At 72.8% G+C, this 15,350-nt stretch carries 14 protein-coding genes; 8 read left to right on the top strand and 6 right to left on the bottom strand.

Annotated elements, in window-relative coordinates:
• Nucleotides 1-10 precede the first annotated feature (10 nt).
• Nucleotides 11-1,402 (bottom strand): metallopeptidase TldD-related protein, encoded by a 1,392-nt coding sequence (locus AC3EUJ_RS20930; RefSeq protein ID WP_431963533.1) that lies wholly within the window; start codon nucleotides 1,400-1,402, stop codon nucleotides 11-13.
• Nucleotides 1,399-2,922 carry a TldD/PmbA family protein gene (locus AC3EUJ_RS20925; protein WP_431963531.1) on the bottom strand — a complete coding sequence of 508 codons (1,524 nt, stop codon included), beginning with the start codon at nucleotides 2,920-2,922 and terminating at the stop codon, nucleotides 1,399-1,401. The genes AC3EUJ_RS20930 and AC3EUJ_RS20925 overlap by 4 nt, the downstream gene beginning before the upstream one ends.
• A gap of 194 nt (nucleotides 2,923-3,116) precedes the next feature.
• On the opposite strand from AC3EUJ_RS20925, the gene fabG reads away from it, so the two are divergent.
• The 3 genes from fabG to AC3EUJ_RS20910 all read left to right on the top strand — a co-directional run bounded on the left by fabG (nucleotide 3,117) and on the right by AC3EUJ_RS20910 (nucleotide 5,310).
• Nucleotides 3,117-3,821, top strand: coding sequence for a 3-oxoacyl-[acyl-carrier-protein] reductase (gene fabG / locus AC3EUJ_RS20920; RefSeq protein WP_431963529.1), 705 nt, complete (start codon nucleotides 3,117-3,119; stop codon nucleotides 3,819-3,821).
• Nucleotides 3,822-3,826: 5 nt separating this feature from the next.
• Nucleotides 3,827-4,594: an enoyl-ACP reductase FabI gene (gene fabI, locus AC3EUJ_RS20915; protein ID WP_431963527.1), complete on the top strand. Its 768-nt coding sequence runs from the start codon at nucleotides 3,827-3,829 to the stop codon at nucleotides 4,592-4,594.
• Between the two features lie 392 nt (nucleotides 4,595-4,986).
• On the top strand, nucleotides 4,987-5,310 hold the full coding sequence (locus tag AC3EUJ_RS20910) for a hypothetical protein (protein ID WP_431963525.1): 324 nt from the start codon (nucleotides 4,987-4,989) through the stop codon (nucleotides 5,308-5,310).
• Here the strand turns inward: AC3EUJ_RS20910 and AC3EUJ_RS20905 are convergent.
• Nucleotides 5,291-5,971: a FadR/GntR family transcriptional regulator gene (locus AC3EUJ_RS20905; RefSeq protein WP_431963524.1), complete on the bottom strand. Its 681-nt coding sequence runs from the start codon at nucleotides 5,969-5,971 to the stop codon at nucleotides 5,291-5,293. The genes AC3EUJ_RS20910 and AC3EUJ_RS20905 overlap by 20 nt on opposite strands.
• Before the next feature lie 43 nt (nucleotides 5,972-6,014).
• On the opposite strand from AC3EUJ_RS20905, the gene AC3EUJ_RS20900 reads away from it, so the two are divergent.
• The 4 genes from AC3EUJ_RS20900 to AC3EUJ_RS20885 all read left to right on the top strand — a co-directional run bounded on the left by AC3EUJ_RS20900 (nucleotide 6,015) and on the right by AC3EUJ_RS20885 (nucleotide 8,466).
• The gene (locus AC3EUJ_RS20900; RefSeq protein ID WP_431963522.1) at nucleotides 6,015-7,292 is read left to right on the top strand and encodes a CynX/NimT family MFS transporter; all 1,278 of its coding nucleotides are present in this window, start codon (nucleotides 6,015-6,017) and stop codon (nucleotides 7,290-7,292) included.
• A 46-nt stretch (nucleotides 7,293-7,338) separates the two neighbouring features.
• On the top strand, nucleotides 7,339-7,461 hold the full coding sequence (locus AC3EUJ_RS20895; RefSeq protein ID WP_431963520.1) for an SGM_5486 family transporter-associated protein: 123 nt from the start codon (nucleotides 7,339-7,341) through the stop codon (nucleotides 7,459-7,461).
• Nucleotides 7,462-7,635: 174 nt separating this feature from the next.
• The gene (locus AC3EUJ_RS20890) at nucleotides 7,636-7,872 is read left to right on the top strand and encodes a hypothetical protein (RefSeq protein ID WP_431963660.1); all 237 of its coding nucleotides are present in this window, start codon (nucleotides 7,636-7,638) and stop codon (nucleotides 7,870-7,872) included.
• Nucleotides 7,873-7,944: 72 nt separating this feature from the next.
• Nucleotides 7,945-8,466, top strand: a complete 522-nt coding sequence (locus AC3EUJ_RS20885) for a SixA phosphatase family protein (protein WP_431963518.1) — start codon at nucleotides 7,945-7,947, stop codon at nucleotides 8,464-8,466.
• Between the two features lie 124 nt (nucleotides 8,467-8,590).
• On the opposite strand, the gene serB is transcribed toward AC3EUJ_RS20885, so the two are convergent.
• Together serB and AC3EUJ_RS20875 are read right to left on the bottom strand one after the other, a co-directional pair.
• Nucleotides 8,591-9,832 (bottom strand): phosphoserine phosphatase SerB, encoded by a 1,242-nt coding sequence (serB, locus tag AC3EUJ_RS20880; protein ID WP_431963516.1) that lies wholly within the window; start codon nucleotides 9,830-9,832, stop codon nucleotides 8,591-8,593.
• Nucleotides 9,833-9,902: 70 nt separating this feature from the next.
• Nucleotides 9,903-11,639, bottom strand: a complete 1,737-nt coding sequence (locus AC3EUJ_RS20875; RefSeq protein ID WP_431963514.1) for a streptophobe family protein — start codon at nucleotides 11,637-11,639, stop codon at nucleotides 9,903-9,905.
• Nucleotides 11,640-11,819: 180 nt separating this feature from the next.
• Between AC3EUJ_RS20875 and AC3EUJ_RS20870 the strand changes: the two genes are divergently transcribed.
• The gene (locus tag AC3EUJ_RS20870) at nucleotides 11,820-14,420 is read left to right on the top strand and encodes an FHA domain-containing protein (RefSeq protein WP_431963512.1); all 2,601 of its coding nucleotides are present in this window, start codon (nucleotides 11,820-11,822) and stop codon (nucleotides 14,418-14,420) included.
• 81 nt (nucleotides 14,421-14,501) lie between these two features.
• Here the strand turns inward: AC3EUJ_RS20870 and AC3EUJ_RS20865 are convergent, their stop codons facing one another.
• Nucleotides 14,502-15,245 (bottom strand): aggregation-promoting factor C-terminal-like domain-containing protein, encoded by a 744-nt coding sequence (locus AC3EUJ_RS20865; protein ID WP_431963510.1) that lies wholly within the window; start codon nucleotides 15,243-15,245, stop codon nucleotides 14,502-14,504.
• Between the last annotated feature and the right edge of the window lie 105 nt (nucleotides 15,246-15,350).

The following is a 15,350-nucleotide window of genomic DNA, read 5'->3' as shown; positions in this document are numbered from 1 at the left end:
ATCGTCCTGGTCAGACCCCCTGGCTGACCGAGCTCATGTTGAAGTCCGGGACCCGCATCGCCGGGAACGCGGCCCTGGTGAACCAGTCGCCCCACTCGCGCGGCAGCGTCCGCTCCGTGCGGCCCACCTCGGTGGCCCGGCCCAGCAGGTCCACCGGCGACTCGTTGAACCGGAAGTTGTTCACCACACCGGTCACCTCGCCGCCCTCCACCAGGTAGACACCGTCCCGGGTCAGCCCGGTCAGCAGCAGGGTGGCCGGATCCACCTCGCGGATGTACCACAGGCAGGTCAGCAGCAGGCCGCGCTCGGTGTCCGCCACCATCTCCTCCAGCGAGCGCTTGCCGCCGCCGTCCAGGATCAGGTTGCCCCCGGACGGCGCGAACGGCAGCCCGGTCAGGGCTGCGCTGTACCGGGTGGTGGACAGCCGGTTGAGCACGCCCTCGCGCATCCAGTCGGTCGCCTCGACGGGCAGCCCGTTGTCGAAGACCGACGCGACGTCGCCCGAGGCGTGCGCGATGACGAAAGGCGCCGACTCCAGCCCCGGTTCGGCCGGGTCGCTGCGCAGCGTCAGCGGCAGTTCCGACAGCCTCTCGCCGACCCTGGTGCCCCCGCCCGGTCGGCTGAAGACCGTACGGCCCTCCGCCGCGTCCCGGGCCGCCGCGCTCCACTGCTGGTAGATCACCAGATCCGCCACGGCGGACGGCGGCAGCAGCGTCTCGTACCGCCCGGCGGGCAGGTCGATCCGGCGCTCGGCCCAGGCCAGGCGCTGCGCCAGGTCGGCGTCGAGGGCCGCCGGGTCGACGTCGGTGAAGTCGCGGGTGGCGGTACCGGCCCACGCCGAGCGCGACATGTCCTCGGACTTGGCGTTGAGTTCCAGGGTGCCGCTGGGCTGGTCGTGCCGGAGCCGCAGCCCCGAGGACGTGCCCAGGTAGGTGGAGGTGACGGAGTGATACGCGAAGCCGTACAGCCGCCGGCCGCCGGCCCGCGCCGAGGCGAAGGACTCGCCGAGGGCAGGCGCGAAGGCGGAGAACACCTCGGAGGAGGTCGCGGCCGGCGGCTCGGTGAAGGAGGCGCTCGCCGGCACCCCCTCGACCAGCGGCTGGGCGTCCTCGGCAGGACCCGCCGCGCGCGCGGCCGCCTCCGCGGCCCGCACCAGCGGCTCCAGTTCGTCGGCGGTGACCGCGGCGCGGGACACCACGCCCGAGGCGGTGCCCTGGGAGCCGTTCACCGTGGCGACCACGGTGAGGGCGCGGCCCCGCGTCACGCCGTTGGTGGTCAGGGCGTTGCCCGCCCAGCGCAGGTTCGCCGAGGACTCCTCGTCGGCGATGACGACACAGCCGTCCGCCCGGGACAGCTCCAGGGCGCGCTCGACGATCTCGTGGGGCTTCGAAACGGCGCTCATCGACCGGCCTCCTGCGTGGTGTTGAGGATGTTGACGCCGCGGAAGAGCGCGGAGGGGCAGCCGTGCGAGACGGCGGCGACCTGGCCCGGCTGGGCCTTGCCGCAGTTGAAGGCACCGCCCAGGACGTAGGTCTGCGGCCCGCCGACGGCCTCCATGGAGCCCCAGAAGTCTGTGGTGGTGGCCTGGTAGGCGACGTCGCGCAGCTGTCCGGCCAGCCGGCCGTTCTCGATCCTGAAGAAGCGCTGACCGGTGAACTGGAAGTTGTAGCGCTGCATGTCGATCGACCAGGAGCGGTCGCCCACGACGTAGATGCCGCGTTCGACGCCGCCGATCAGCTCCTGCGTGGACGGCCCGTCCGACGCGGGCTGCAGCGACACGTTCGCCATCCGCTGCACCGGCACGTGGCCGGGGGAGTCCGCATAGGCGCAGCCGTTGGAGCGCTCGAACCCGGTCAGCCGGGCGATCCTGCGGTCGAGCTGGTAGCCGACCAGGACGCCGTCCTTGACCAGGTCCCAGGACTGCCCGGCGACGCCCTCGTCGTCGTAACCGATGGTCGCCAGGCCGTGCTCCGCGGTGCGGTCACCGGTGACGTTCATATGCCGGGAGCCGTAGCGCAGCTTGCCCAACTGGTCGAAAGTGGCGAAGGACGTGCCCGCGTAAGCGGCCTCGTAGCCCAGCGCGCGGTCGAGCTCGGTGGCGTGGCCGATGGACTCGTGGATGGTCAGCCACAGGTTCGACGGGTCGACCACGAGGTCGTACGAGCCCGCCTCCACCGAGGGCGCGGCCATCTTCTCGGCGAGCAGCCCGGGGATCTCCGAGAGCTCCGCGTCCCAGTCCCAGCCGGTGCCGGTCAGGTACTCCCAGCCACGGCCGGCCGGCGGCGCGAGGGTCCGCATCGAGTCGAACTCGCCGGACCGCGGGTCCACCGTGACGGCGGTCAGCTCCGGGTGCACCCGCACCCGCTGCTGGGTCGTGGTCGTCCCCGCCGTGTCGGCGTAGAACTTGTTCTCGTGGACGGTCATGAGGGAGGCGTCGACGTGCGACACGCCGTCGGCGGCCAGCAACCGGCCGCTCCACTCGGACAGCAGACCCGTCTTGTCGGCATCGGGCACCTCGAAGGGGTCGATCTCGTACGAGGAGACCCACACCCTGTCGGAGTGGACCGGCTCGGCGGCCAGCTCCACATGCTCGCCGGAGCCCGCCGCGGCGATCACCTTGGCCGACAGCTTCGCCATCGCCACCGCCTGCCCGGCCACGCGCGCCGCGGCGTCCATCGTCAGGTCGACCCCGGAGGCGAAGCCCCACGCGCCGCCGTGCACCACGCGCACCGCGTAGCCCACATCCGTGGTGTCCGACGAGCCGGACGCCCTGCCGTCACGCAGGCGCCACGAGGCGCTGCGCACCCGCTCGAAGCGGAAGTCGGCGTGCTCGGCCCCCAGGGCGCGGGCGCGCGCAAGTGCCGCGTCGGCGAGCGCCCGCAGCGGCAGCGCCAGGAATGACTGATCGACCTCATGGGGCACGACGGCCTCCCCTTCTGCCCGATGGCCAATGTCTCCGCAGTGAATCATGCCGCTCCGACAATCCGCCCGCCTGCGGTTTTCTGTAGGGACTCGACAGCGACTCGCACATGCCCCTGTCGGGGGTCGATTCTCCGTACCGCGAGGTAGGCAGATAGTTTTCTGGAGTACCAGACCTCTAGGGAAAGGGTGATCCGTTGAGCCGCTCGGTTCTCGTCACCGGAGGAAACCGGGGTATCGGCCTCGCCATCGCCAGGGCGTTCGCCGACGCGGGCGACAAGGTCGCCGTCACCTACCGCTCGGGCGAGCCCCCGGAGGGTTTCTTCGCCGTCAAGTGCGACATCACCGACGGCGAGCAGGTCGAGCAGGCCTTCAAGGAGATCGAGGCCCAGCAGGGCGCGGTGGAGGTGCTGGTGGCCAACGCCGGCGTCACCCGCGACCAGCTGCTGCTGCGGATGTCCGACGACGACTTCACGACCGTCCTGGACACCAACCTCACCGGCACCTTCCGCGTGGTCAAGGCCGCGTCGCGGAAGATGCTGCGGGCCCGCAAGGGCCGCATCGTGCTGATCTCCTCCGTGGTGGGGCTGCTCGGCTCGGCGGGCCAGGCCAACTACGCCGCGTCCAAGGCCGGCCTGGTGGGCTTCGCGCGCTCCCTGGCCCGGGAGCTCGGCTCACGCAACATCACCGTCAACGTGGTCGCTCCCGGCTTCGTCGACACCGACATGACCCGGGTACTCACCGACGAGCAGCGGAAGAACATCGTCGGCCAGGTCCCGCTGGCCCGTTACGCGCAGCCCGAGGAGATCGCCTCCTCGGTCCGCTTCCTCGCCTCCGACGAGGCCGCATACATCACCGGAGCCGTCATTCCCGTCGACGGCGGATTGGGCATGGGTCACTGAGCATCATGAGCGGAATCCTCGCTGGAAAGCGCGTCCTCATCACCGGTGTGCTGATGGAGTCCTCCATCGCCTTCCACACCGCGAAGCTCGCCCAGGAGCAGGGCGCCGAGATCATCCTCACGGCGTTCCCGCGGCCCACGCTCACCGAGCGCATCGCCAAGAAGCTGCCCAAGCCGGTGAAGGTCATCGAGCTGGACGTCACCAACGACGAGCAGTTGGCCTCGCTCGCCGACGTGGTCCGCGAGGAGCTGGGCGGCCTCGACGGGGTCGTGCACTCCATCGGCTTCGCGCCGCAGGACGCCCTCGGCGGCAACTTCCTCAACACGCCGTTCGAGTCCGTCGCCACCGCGATGCACGTCTCCGCGTACTCGCTGAAGTCGCTCACCATGGCCTGCCTGCCCCTGATGCAGGAGGGCGGCTCGGTGGTCGGCCTGACCTTCGACGCGCAGTACGCCTGGCCCCAGTACGACTGGATGGGCCCGGCCAAGGCGGCGCTGGAGGCCACCTCCCGCTACATGGCCCGCGACCTCGGCAAGCAGAACATCCGCTGCAACCTGATCTCGGCCGGCCCGATCGGCTCCATGGCCGCCAAGTCCATCCCGGGTTTCAGCGAGCTGGCCGACGTCTGGAACCACCGCTCCCCGCTCGAGTGGAACCTCGCCGACCCCGAGCCGGCCGGCCGCGGTGTCGTCGCACTGCTGAGCGACTGGTTCCCCAAGACCACGGGCGAGATCATCCACGTCGACGGCGGTCTGCACGCGGTGGGTGCGTAGCGGCTTGCGCCGTGTGGACCGGTGGGTGCCTTGCGGGGGTGCCTGCCGGTGGGCCGCCGGCGGGCGGTGTCCGGCGCAGCCGTGCCGTAGCCGTGGAGGCCCTCCAGGGCCGAGCTGTGAGGGCGGCGGGTAGGGCCGGGTCCCGGGCGAGATCATCCACGTCGGCGGCGGCCCGCGCGCGGGGGGTGCGTAGCGGCTCGCGCCGCGTGGTGCCTGACCGTACGGGGCGTTCCGGCCCCTTCGCGTACGGCCCCGGTGCCGCCTTCGGGTGGCGCCGGGGCCGTACGCGTGTTCGGGGCGTTGTCCCCCGTTCGGCCCAGCAGACCGGGTGGCCGGGCGCTCCGGGCCGCGAGGATGGCTGTGTGGGGGTGAGCGGAGGGAGGGCGTCAATCGTGCGTGCCTACGTGTGCGTCGCTGCGGCGCTCGCGGCGCTCGCCGCGGGCGTGGGCCCGGCGGCCGCGGCGGCGGGGGCCGCGGCACGGCTGCCGGACGTCGCGCAGTGCCGGACCTCGGTGCAGGGCAGCGAGGGCGTCGCCGTGTGCTTCAACCCCGACCCTGACCTGGACAGCGTGCAACTGCACATCGAGTGCCGCCAGTGGTGGGACCCGGACGTCGACGGAGCCCCCGTCCCTGTCGGCCCCGCGGAGACCGTCACGCTCAGCGACCGCTGCTGGAAGGAGATCCAGGAGGTCTGGGTCACCGGGATGCTGGACTGAAGCGGCAGCTGAAGGCGTGCGCCGAGGCCTCGGCGGAGGCTGCCTCCGGATCACCGGCCCGGATCGCCTCGACCAGCCGGGCGTGGTCCACGTACTGCTCGGGGCGCAGCTCCTCGCCGACGTCCGCGCGCAGGAAGGCCCGCAGCACCTCGCCGAGGTCGGCGTAGAGCTCTGCGACCACGTCATTGTGCGAGGCCGCCACGACGGACAGGTGCAGTGCCGCGTCGGCGTCGACGAAGGCCTCGGTGCGGCCCGACTCCCAGGCGCGTTCGCGCCGGGCCAGGGCCGCGTCCAGCTGCTTCAGGTCGCGGTCCGTGCGCCGCCGCGCGGCGAGCGCCGCGGCGGACGCCTCCAGGGCGCTGCGCAGCTCGGCGACGTGCCGGGGGTCGGCGTCGGTGAAGCGGCGGTGCATCACCCCGGCCAGCTCGCTGGTGGCCAGCACATAGGTGCCGGAGCCCTGCCGGATGTCGAGCAGTCCGTTGTGCGCGAGCGCCCGGACCGCTTCGCGGACGGTGTTGCGGGCCACCCCGAGCTGCTCGACCAGCTGGGCCTCGGTGGGGATCCGCGACCCGACCGGCCACTCACCGGAGGTGATCTGGGCGCGCAGCTGCGCGATCACCTGGTCGGCCAGGGCGGAGCGCCGGGGTGAGGTCAGGGGCATGGGCTCTCCTCAACATTCATCCCATCATTCTATGATAGTCGGCATGCGTGACGACGAAGCGACGCTCGACCCTGCCACGGAACGGGCCACCATGCCCGCACACCTCCCCCCGGCTACGCAAGGCGTACGGCGCACCCGGATCCTTGTGGCGGTCGCGCTGGTGCCGGCCGCACTCAATCTGCGGCCCGCCATCACCAGCCTCGGCGCGCTCCTGGAGGAGGTCCGCGACGGCCTCGGCATGAGCGGCACCATCGCGGGCCTGCTCACCTCCGTCCCCGCGCTGTGCTTCGCCGTCTTCGGGGTCACCGCGCCCCGGCTGGCCCGCCGTCGGGGTCCCGGCGCCGTGGTCTGCGCGGGCCTGGTCGCGATCACCCTGGGGCTCTTCCTGCGTCCGTTCGCCGGCGGCACGGCGCTCTTCCTCGCCGCCAGCGCCCTCGCGCTCGGCGGCATAGCCGTCGGCAACGTCCTGATGCCCGTCGTCGTCAAGCGCTGGTTCCCGGACCGCGTGGGCACCATGACGGGGCTCTACTCGATGGCCCTCTCCCTGGGCACCGCCCTCGCCGCCGCGGTGACGGTACCGGCGACCCGCGCCCTCGGCGGCGACTGGCGGCTCGGTCTCGGCGCCTGGGGCGTGATCGCCGCAGTCGCCGTACTGCCCTGGCTCGCGCTCGTCCGCGACCGGGGCCACGTCCCCGCGGCCGCTCGCCCGGCCCGCGCCGCGGACGCGGAGCAGGCGCCGGCCGGCAGCATCGCCCGCAGTCGCACCGCCTGGGCGCTGGCCGTCTATTTCGGGCTCCAGGCCACGGGCGCGTACATCACCATGGGGTGGCTGCCGCAGATCTTCCGTGATGCCGGAGTCTCCGCCTCCACCGCGGGCGTGCTGCTCGCCGTCACCATGGTGATGGGCGTACCGCTCTCCTTCGTGCTGCCCGCGCTCGCCGGCCGGATGCGGCACCAGGGCGGGCTCGCCGTCGGCCTCGGCCTGTTCGGGATCGTCGGCTACGGCGGTCTGTGGGCGGCACCGGCCGCGGCGCCGTGGGTGTGGGCCCTGCTGCTGGGCATCTCCAACTGCTCGTTCCCGCTCGCCCTCACCATGATCGGGATGCGCTCGCGCACCGGCGGCGGGGTGGTGCGGCTGTCGGCCTTCGCGCAGTGCACCGGCTACCTGCTCTCCATCCCCGGTCCGATCCTGGTCGGGACCCTCTACCAGCACACCGGCGGCTGGGACCTGCCGGTGGCCTTCATGCTCGCCCTGCTCGTGCCGCAGATCGCCGCCGGCGTGGTCGCCGGACGTGACCGCGCGGTCGAGGACGAGCTCTGACCACCCGCGTGCGCGGGTACCGCCGCCGGATGCGAGACTGGGCGGCATGCCCGTGCTCGAGCCCAACCCTCCGCAGCCGCAGAAGAAGCTCCTGATCATCTTCGGCCTCATGATGGCCGTGCCCGCCCTCGTGGCGGTGATCGCCGTCATCGGCGCCAAGCTCGGCTGACCCGCCACCCCGAGAGCCGGGGTAGGGACAACCCCACCTCCCCTAGGGGGCCAGGGTCAGGGTCAAGTGGGTGGGCCACCCGATGGGACCGGCGGCCGCCTTTCCGTAGCGTCGTGGTGCAAGGTCGGACAACGCTCCGGCACCCCGGCTGACCAACGGAGGCGACCCGTGTCCATGCAGGCTGTTCCCTCGCGTACCCCGCTCACCCGCGCCGCCCGCCCGGCGGCTGGGGGCGGCACGCAGACGCGCCTGCCGTGGTGGGCGCTCGCCCTGCCCGCGCTCGCCTTCGCGGCGCTGCTCGCCCTGGTCGCGGGCCCGGGGGCCGCGGAGGCCTCGGCCGCGGAGCCTGTCGGACAGCTCCTGCACGCGGTCGGCGAAGGCCTCCCGGGGCTCCTGCAGCGCCTGCTGTGACCCTCCCGCGGCGAACCGTGATCCGTCCCGCAGCCCGCGCCTGGCGGCCGGATTTCTGGAAAGCTGAGGGTCATGAGCGCAGCTGCATCGCCCCGCCGGATCGTCCTGCTCCGGCACGCCAAAGCCGACTGGCCTGACGTCCCCGACCACGAGCGACCGCTGGCGGAGCGGGGACGCAAGGAGGCTCCCGTCGCCGGCCGCAGGCTCGCCGAGCTGGGCATCCCGATCGACCTGACCCTCTGCTCCTCTGCCACGCGCACCCGCGAGACGTGGAAGCTGGCCGCCCACGAACTCCCGCACCGCCCCCGCACCGTCTACGAGGAGCGCCTCTACGACGCCACCCTCGGTGACCTGATCGCCCTGCTCAACGAGACCTCTGAGGACGTCGACCAGGTACTGCTGGTGGGCCACAATCCGGCCATCCACGCGCTCGCCGACGCCCTCGCGGGGGAGAGCGACGGCGACGCCCGCGCGCGGATGAACCGCACCGGCTTCCCGACGGCGGCCATCGCGGTCATCACCTTCACCGGTCCGTGGAAGACGGTCGAGCACGGGCTCGGCCGCCTCGTCGACTTCTGGTCGCCGCACGACTGAGCCGCGCCCGGCTGCGGCAGGGCGCGCCCCGGGGACCGTACGGAAGGGGCCCCGGAGCAGGTGGGTGAGGTGGGTGCTCCGGGGCCCCTCGCCGTGCCCGTGGTCCGCGCTGGTCGGACGCCGGTCAGACCGCGGCTGCCGCCCCGTCCCCGGCGTCGGCCGCCTCGACCTCCTCGCGGGTGATGCCCAGCAGGTAGAGCACGGTGTCCAGGAACGGCACGTTGACCGCGGCGTCCGCGGCCCGCCGCACCACCGGCTTGGCGTTGAAGGCGACCCCGAGGCCCGCGGCATTGAGCATGTCGAGGTCGTTGGCGCCGTCACCGATGGCGACGGTCTGACTCAGCGGCACCCCGGCCTCCGCCGCGAAGCGCCTGAGCAGCCGGGCCTTGCCCGCCCGGTCCACGACCTCGCCGGTCACCCGGCCGGTGAGCTTGCCGTCCACGATCTCCAGGGTGTTGGCGGCGGCGAAGTCCAGCCCCAGGCGCTCCTTGAGGTCGTCGGTGACCTGCGTGAAGCCCCCGGAGACCACGCCCACCTGGTAGCCCATCCGCTTGAGCGTGCGGATCAGCGTGCGGGCCCCGGCCGTCAGCCGCACCTCCTGGCGGACCTTGTCCACCACGGACTCGTCCAGCCCCTTGAGCAGGGCGACCCGGGCGTGCAGGGACTGCTCGAAGTCCAGTTCGCCGCGCATCGCCGCGGCCGTCACCTCGGCGACCTGGTCCTCGCAGCCCGCGTGCGCCGCGAAGAGCTCGATCACCTCGTCCTGGATGACGGTGGAGTCCACGTCCATGACCACCAGGCGCCGCGCCCGGCGGTGCAGGCCCGCCGACACCACGGCCACGTCCACCCCGCGTTCGTGGGCCTCCAGGGCCAGCGCGGGGCGCAGCGTGTCGGTGGCGACACCGGACACGGCGAACTCCACCGCCGTGACCGGGTACTTCGCGAGCCGGAAGATGCGGTCGATGTTGCCGCCCGTGCCGGTGATCCGGGCGGCTATGGCCGCCGTGGACTCCGCGGTCAGCGGGTGCCCCAGCACCGTCACATGGGAGCGGCCCTCGCCGCGCGGCCGGTTGTCACCGATGCCGGAGATGATCTCGGCCTGCAGGCGCATCGTCTCCGCCCACGCGTGCACCGTCGCGCGCAGCTCCCCCTCCACGGAACGGTCCGTGGGCGCGGGCACCAGGGCGCAGAGCACGATGCGCCCCCGGGTGACGACCTGCTCGATGTCGATGACGTTCACCTGGAAGCGGGCCAGCGTCTCGAAGAGCCCGGCGGTGATCCCCGGCCGGTCCTTCCCGAAGATCTTGACCAGCAGTGTCGGCACATTGGCGGCGGTGGCAGCGGTCGCCTGCGATGCGTCGTTCATGGTCTCTCCACCGTATCGGGCAGCGTGCCCGGGACGGACATGTGTTCCGCCTGGCGGACACCGTCCGTGGTCAGCGGCGGCCCCCGGGCGCGCCGGGCGGTGGCGGGCCCTCGCGCCACGGGCCGCGTGACGGGCCGGGCGGAGGCCCCGGGGGAGGACCGGGCGGCGGGGGCAGTGGCGCCCCGGTGACGGTCCGCGCGGAATGCGGCGACTGGCCCTGGGGCGGTGGGCCCTGCGGTGCCTGACCCTGCGGGGGCTGCCGGTAGGGGTTGGACCCGGCGTCCGGGGGGCCGTAGCCGGGGCTCGGGAGGTACGGCCCGGGCTGGTAGGCGATGCCCGGATACGTGCGGGAGCTGCTCTCCCCGGCCGCAGCCTCGGCCGCCCGGCGCAGCGCGTACGGCGACACCCGGCGCCCGGCCGTGCCCGTCAGCAGTGTCAGCAGCGCCCCCGCGCCGCCCGCCACCGCCCCCCACGCGGCGCCCAGCAGGAAGGCCAGGGGAAGGCTGCCATGCAGGTCGACGCCGGCGCCCACGGCGTCGAAGCCGAAGACCGAGACGCCCGCGTTCACCGAGACGCCCGTCACCCACACCAGCAGCGGGAAGGCGAGCGCCGTGGCGAGGCCGAGCCGCACCGCGCAGCGCCCCGCGTACCCGGCCCGTGTCGACCCCCACAGCGGGGTGCGGGCGGCCGCCAGCGCCCCCGCTGCCAGCATCATCAGCGCCGCGGCGACGGTCAGCAGCCACACCCGCTGGTCGTACTCGGCCAGCCTGGCGGGGGTCACCGGCTCCCGCACGCTGGTCGACAGCAGCCGGTCCAGCGGATCCGGGAGCACCTTGGCCAGCTCGCCGGTGGCCGTGCCCCGCCAGGACACGAACAGCCCGAGCGGCACCGCCAGCCACACCCCGTTGGGCGCCCCCAGCAGGGCGGCCCCGGCGATCCGGCCCGGCTCGTCACCCGTCACCGCCGCGTACCCGGCCGCGGCGCAGCCCGCGACGACGGCCAGCAGCAGGACCCAGCGCAGCGCCGACGCTGCGGGCCGGACGCCGCGGTGCAGCCCCTCCAGGGCGGGCGGCAGCGGCGTACGGCGCGAGGTGAGCAGCGCCAGCAGCAGGACGACCAGCACCCACAGCAAGCCGCCCAGCAGGGTGCGGCCGGTGGCGACGTGGAAACTCACCGACGCCTTGGCGTCGATCAGGTCCTGCAGCCCGTCCCCGAGGCCGCCGCCGAGGTCACCGATGCCCGGCAGCCGGTCCGTCAGGCCGCCGCCCCTGTCCCCGCCCAGCGCGGCGCCGTCGAGCGCGATGGTGTCCTCCCCCGCCCACGCCAACGCGCCCAGCAGCGCCACGAAGAGCACCACCACCGTCCCGGCCCGTGCGGCGAGTTCACCCCCTGGGACGGTCAGCCCGGCCCCGCGCAGGGACCGCAGGAACACCCAGGCGAGCAGCAGGGCCCCCACGAGGCCGACGCCCAGCGGCATGAGGTCCAGCCGGCCCTCGCCGCCCGCGCCGTCCAGCCCGAACACCGCGACGTCACCGGAGGGGACGACCTTGCCGCCCACCGCCATCGCGACCACGGCCGCCGTCATCGGCCCGAGCGAGCCCGCTGTGTCCGCGCCGAGCAGGTGCAGGCCCAGCGCGGCGGCCCCCACCATCCCCAGGTACGCCCAGCTCACCGCGGCGACCGCGGAGAGCAGCACACCGCCCCAGGGGGCCGGGCGCCCCGGGCGCGCGGGCGCGTTCGAAGGTGTGGAGGTGTACGCGGTCATGCCCGCCCCCGAGGTCTCGCGTCCGAACCGCCTGCGATGCATGGTGCCCTGATCCGTCGTGATCCGCACGGTTCATGGGCGGTTACCACTCTCCGGTGGTGTTTCGGTGGCGTCAACGGCTTCTCGGAAGAGGGTTCATATCACTCCTTCGGCGTGACTTCCTGACGAGTGGGCGTGCCTGGAATAGTTCCTCCCGATGTTCGCAATCCCTAGACTCCCCTCATGGGGAACTCGGGGGACAACTTTGTGGGGCTTGGGGTGCCTGGACTCGTACTCGAACTGAACGGACGGACCTGGGCGCTCGATCCGGCCAGGTCGTACAGCCTCGGCCGGGATCCGCAGTCGGACGTCGTCCTCGACGACGCGCGGGTCTCCTGGCGGCATGCCACCATCCGCCGCGGCGAGCGTGGTTGGGTCATCGAGGACCTCGGCAGTACCAACGGCACCTATGTGCAGGGCCAGCGCGTCCACGCCTACGACGTCGCCGCAGGGGCCGCCGTCAACCTCGGCAACGCCACCGACGGCCCGCGTCTGAACTTCAGCGGCGGTGCCGCGGCCGGCGGCGACATCTACAGCGCCGAGACCGCGCTGGCGAACCCGCAACAGGCCCGCCAGTCCGGACCGGCGGCGCAGGCGGCGCCTCACAACTCGGTGGCCCCGCCGCGACAGGGCGGCTGGGGGAAGGGGTCGTCCGCCGCCCACGTGCCGCAGCCCTCGTCGGGCCCGCGGCCGGACCAGCGGGGGCCTCAGGCGTACATCCCGTCCCCGCACGGGCCGTCGGGCGCCGGCGGCGCGCCGCCCGTCTACGGTGACCGCAGCCCGACCACCTTCCACCACCTCGTGCTCGGCCGCGTCATGAAGATCGGCCGTGCCCTGGAGAACGACCTGGTCGTCTCCGACCTGCAGGTCTCCCGTTTCCACGCGGAGTTCCGGGCACACCCCGACGGCCGCTACGAGATCGTCGACCTGGGCAGCCACAACGGCACATATGTCAACGGCCAGCCGATACAGCGTCATCTGCTGGGGCCCAACGACATCGTGGGCGTCGGCCACTCCACCTTCCGGCTCGTCGGCGACCAGCTCGAGGAATTCGTCGACACCGGTGAGATCTCCTTCTCCGCCCGCCGGCTCACCGTCCGCGTGCCCCAGGGCAGTACCACCAAGACCATCCTCAACGATGTCTCCTTCGGCGTCCCCGAGAAGTCGCTGATCGCCGTCATCGGCCCGTCCGGCTCCGGCAAGTCGACGCTGCTGCGCGCCCTGACCGGCTACCGCCCGGCCGAAGAGGGCGAGGTGCTGTACGACAGCCGCAACCTCTACAAGCAGTTCGCCGAGCTGCGGCAGCGCATCGGTCTCGTCCCGCAGGACGACATCCTGCACAAGGAGCTGACGATCCGCAGAGCCCTGCGCTACGCGGCCAAGCTCCGCTTCCCCGGCGACACCAAGGCCGCCGAGCGCGAGGCCCGCATCGACGAGGTGCTGCGCGAGCTCAAGCTCGACGTGCACGCCGACAAGCGCGTCACCTCGCTCTCCGGCGGCCAGCGCAAGCGCGTCTCCGTCGCCCTGGAACTGCTCACCAAGCCCTCTCTGATCTTCCTGGACGAGCCCACCTCCGGCCTCGACCCGGGCATGGACCGCGACGTGATGAAGCTGCTGCGCGGCCTCGCGGACGACGGCCGCACCGTGCTCGTCGTGACCCACTCGGTGGCCGAACTCGCCCTGTGCGACAAGCTGCTGGTGATGGCGCCGGGTGGCGCCGTGGCCTACTTCGGCCCGCCCGAGGAGGCGCTGAACTTCTTCGGCTACGAAACCTGGGCCGACGTCTTCTCCGCCTTCGAGAACTACCGCGACTACGACTGGTCCGGTCGCTGGCGCGGCTCCCAGCACTACCAGATCTACGCCGCGGACCTGGACGCGGTCGCCCCGCAGTCCGTAGGCGCCGCACCGCAGCGGGCCAAGCCGCCCAAGCCGCAGAGCTGGCCGGCCCAGTTCGTCACCCTCGTCCGCCGCTATCTGTCGGTGATCGCGTCCGACAGGGGCTTCATGGCGCTGATGGTGATCCTCCCGGCCGTCCTCGGCCTGGTGAGCGTGGTCATCCCGGCGAAGTCCGGTCTGGCGCCGCCCGACGAGGCCGGCAAGTTCAACGCCGACGCGGGCACCATCATGCTGATCATCGCGGTGGGCGCCTGCTTCTCGGGCGCCGCCAACTCGGTGCGCGAGCTGATCAAGGAGCGGGTGATCTACGAACGGGAACGCGCCACCGGCCTGTCCCGCTCCGCGTACCTGCTGTCCAAGGTCTTCGTACTCGGCCTGATCAGCGCCCTGCAGGGCGTCATCATCTGCGCGATCGGGCTGTCGGTGCGCAGGCTCCCCGACGAGGGCCTGATCGTCAAGAGCTTCCCGGCCGCGGAGATCACCCTGGTGGTCATCGCGCTGGGCTTCACCTCGATGATGTTCGGCCTGGTCATCTCCTCGCTGGTGAAGACCGCCGAGAAGACCATGCCCCTGCTGGTGATGTTCGCGATCGTCCAGGTCGTCTTCACCGGCGTCCTGTTCCAGATCTTCGGCACCGCCGGCCTGGAACAGGTCGCCTGGCTGATGCCCTCCCGCTGGGCCGTCGGCGCCGCCGGCGCCACCCTCGACCTCGGCCGGCTCATGCCGCCGTGGGACCAGGCCAAGCCCGACAACCTGGACCCGCTGTGGGAGCACTCGGCGAGCCAGTGGGGGTTCGACATGGCGATCCTGCTCGGCATCGCCCTCTTCTGCGGCATCCTCGTCCTGAGGCTGCTGCGCCGCCACGAGCCCGAGGTCATGCGCAAGTAGCGGCCCCGCGTACGCCAACGGAAGGCGGCGGCCCCCCCGAGGAGGGGAACCGCCGCCTTCCGCATGTCCGCGCCGGCCGGCTCAGTACCAGTGGTTGGCCTGCCAGAACGACCAGGCGCCGCAGGGGCTGCCGTAGCGCCCGTTCATGTAGTCCAGACCCCACTTGATCTGCGTGGCCGGATTGGTGCGCCAGTCGGCGCCCGCGGAGGCCATCTTGGCGCCCGGCAGCGCCTGGACCAGGCCGTACGCGCCGGAGGAGGGGTTGACCGCGTAGGGGTTCCAGGTGCTCTCGTGCATCACGATGTTGGAGAAGCACTGGAACTGCGCCGCGTCACCGATGATCTGCTGCGCCATCTGCTGCGGGGTGCCGGACGGCGCGGCGGGCGCCTGCGGCGCGGCCGCGCGCGGTGCCGGTGCCGAGGCCGCGTGCCGCTGCTGCGGGACGAGGGCCCTGCGCTCGTGGCTGCGGTTGGCGGCCTGCTGCTCCTGCCGGCTCGCGTGGGCCCGGTGCGCCAGGTGGGCGGCGTGGCGCGCGTGCTCCGCGGCCTGGCGCTTGCGCGTCGCGGCCTGGTGCGCGACGTGGGCGGCGTGCTGCTTCGCAAGGACCTTGCGGTGCGCGACGTGCGCGGCGTGCTGCTGGGCCGCGGCGGACCGCGCCTGTCCGGTGGCCGCTTCCGCCGCCCTGCCGGAGGCCTGTGCCGTCCCGCTGGTCCCGGTCACACCGGTGATGGCCAGGACGCCCACACCGGCCGCGGCGATGCCGGCGGCGGAGTACTTGTGGGTCTTGGTCAGACGGTCGAACTTCGGGATCGTCGGGAGCTGCATGGGGGAGTGACCTCTTCCATTCGGCTGCGCGCGCCCCATTCCGCCCTCGGGCAAGGAGAAGCGCCGCGTGTCGAACGCGGCGCGGAGCGACCCGAGCATTCTTAG

This window comes from Actinacidiphila sp. bgisy160 (genome assembly GCF_057707815.1).
Note: the sequence above shows the minus strand (reverse complement) of the source record. Positions and strands in the feature narration are given on the sequence as shown.

Coding starts and splice junctions, on each gene's coding strand:
- AC3EUJ_RS20930 (WP_431963533.1), bottom strand. CDS start 1,402: ATGAGCGCCGTTTCGAAGCCCCACGAGATCGTCGAGCGCGCCCTGGAG.
- fabI (WP_431963527.1), top strand. CDS start 3,827: ATGAGCGGAATCCTCGCTGGAAAGCGCGTCCTCATCACCGGTGTGCTG.
- AC3EUJ_RS20905 (WP_431963524.1), bottom strand. CDS start 5,971: ATGCCCCTGACCTCACCCCGGCGCTCCGCCCTGGCCGACCAGGTGATC.
- AC3EUJ_RS20900 (WP_431963522.1), top strand. CDS start 6,015: ATGCGTGACGACGAAGCGACGCTCGACCCTGCCACGGAACGGGCCACC.
- AC3EUJ_RS20895 (WP_431963520.1), top strand. CDS start 7,339: ATGCCCGTGCTCGAGCCCAACCCTCCGCAGCCGCAGAAGAAGCTCCTG.
- AC3EUJ_RS20890 (WP_431963660.1), top strand. CDS start 7,636: ATGCAGGCTGTTCCCTCGCGTACCCCGCTCACCCGCGCCGCCCGCCCG.
- AC3EUJ_RS20885 (WP_431963518.1), top strand. CDS start 7,945: ATGAGCGCAGCTGCATCGCCCCGCCGGATCGTCCTGCTCCGGCACGCC.
- serB (WP_431963516.1), bottom strand. CDS start 9,832: ATGAACGACGCATCGCAGGCGACCGCTGCCACCGCCGCCAATGTGCCG.
- AC3EUJ_RS20875 (WP_431963514.1), bottom strand. CDS start 11,639: ATGCATCGCAGGCGGTTCGGACGCGAGACCTCGGGGGCGGGCATGACC.
- AC3EUJ_RS20870 (WP_431963512.1), top strand. CDS start 11,820: ATGGGGAACTCGGGGGACAACTTTGTGGGGCTTGGGGTGCCTGGACTC.
- AC3EUJ_RS20865 (WP_431963510.1), bottom strand. CDS start 15,245: ATGCAGCTCCCGACGATCCCGAAGTTCGACCGTCTGACCAAGACCCAC.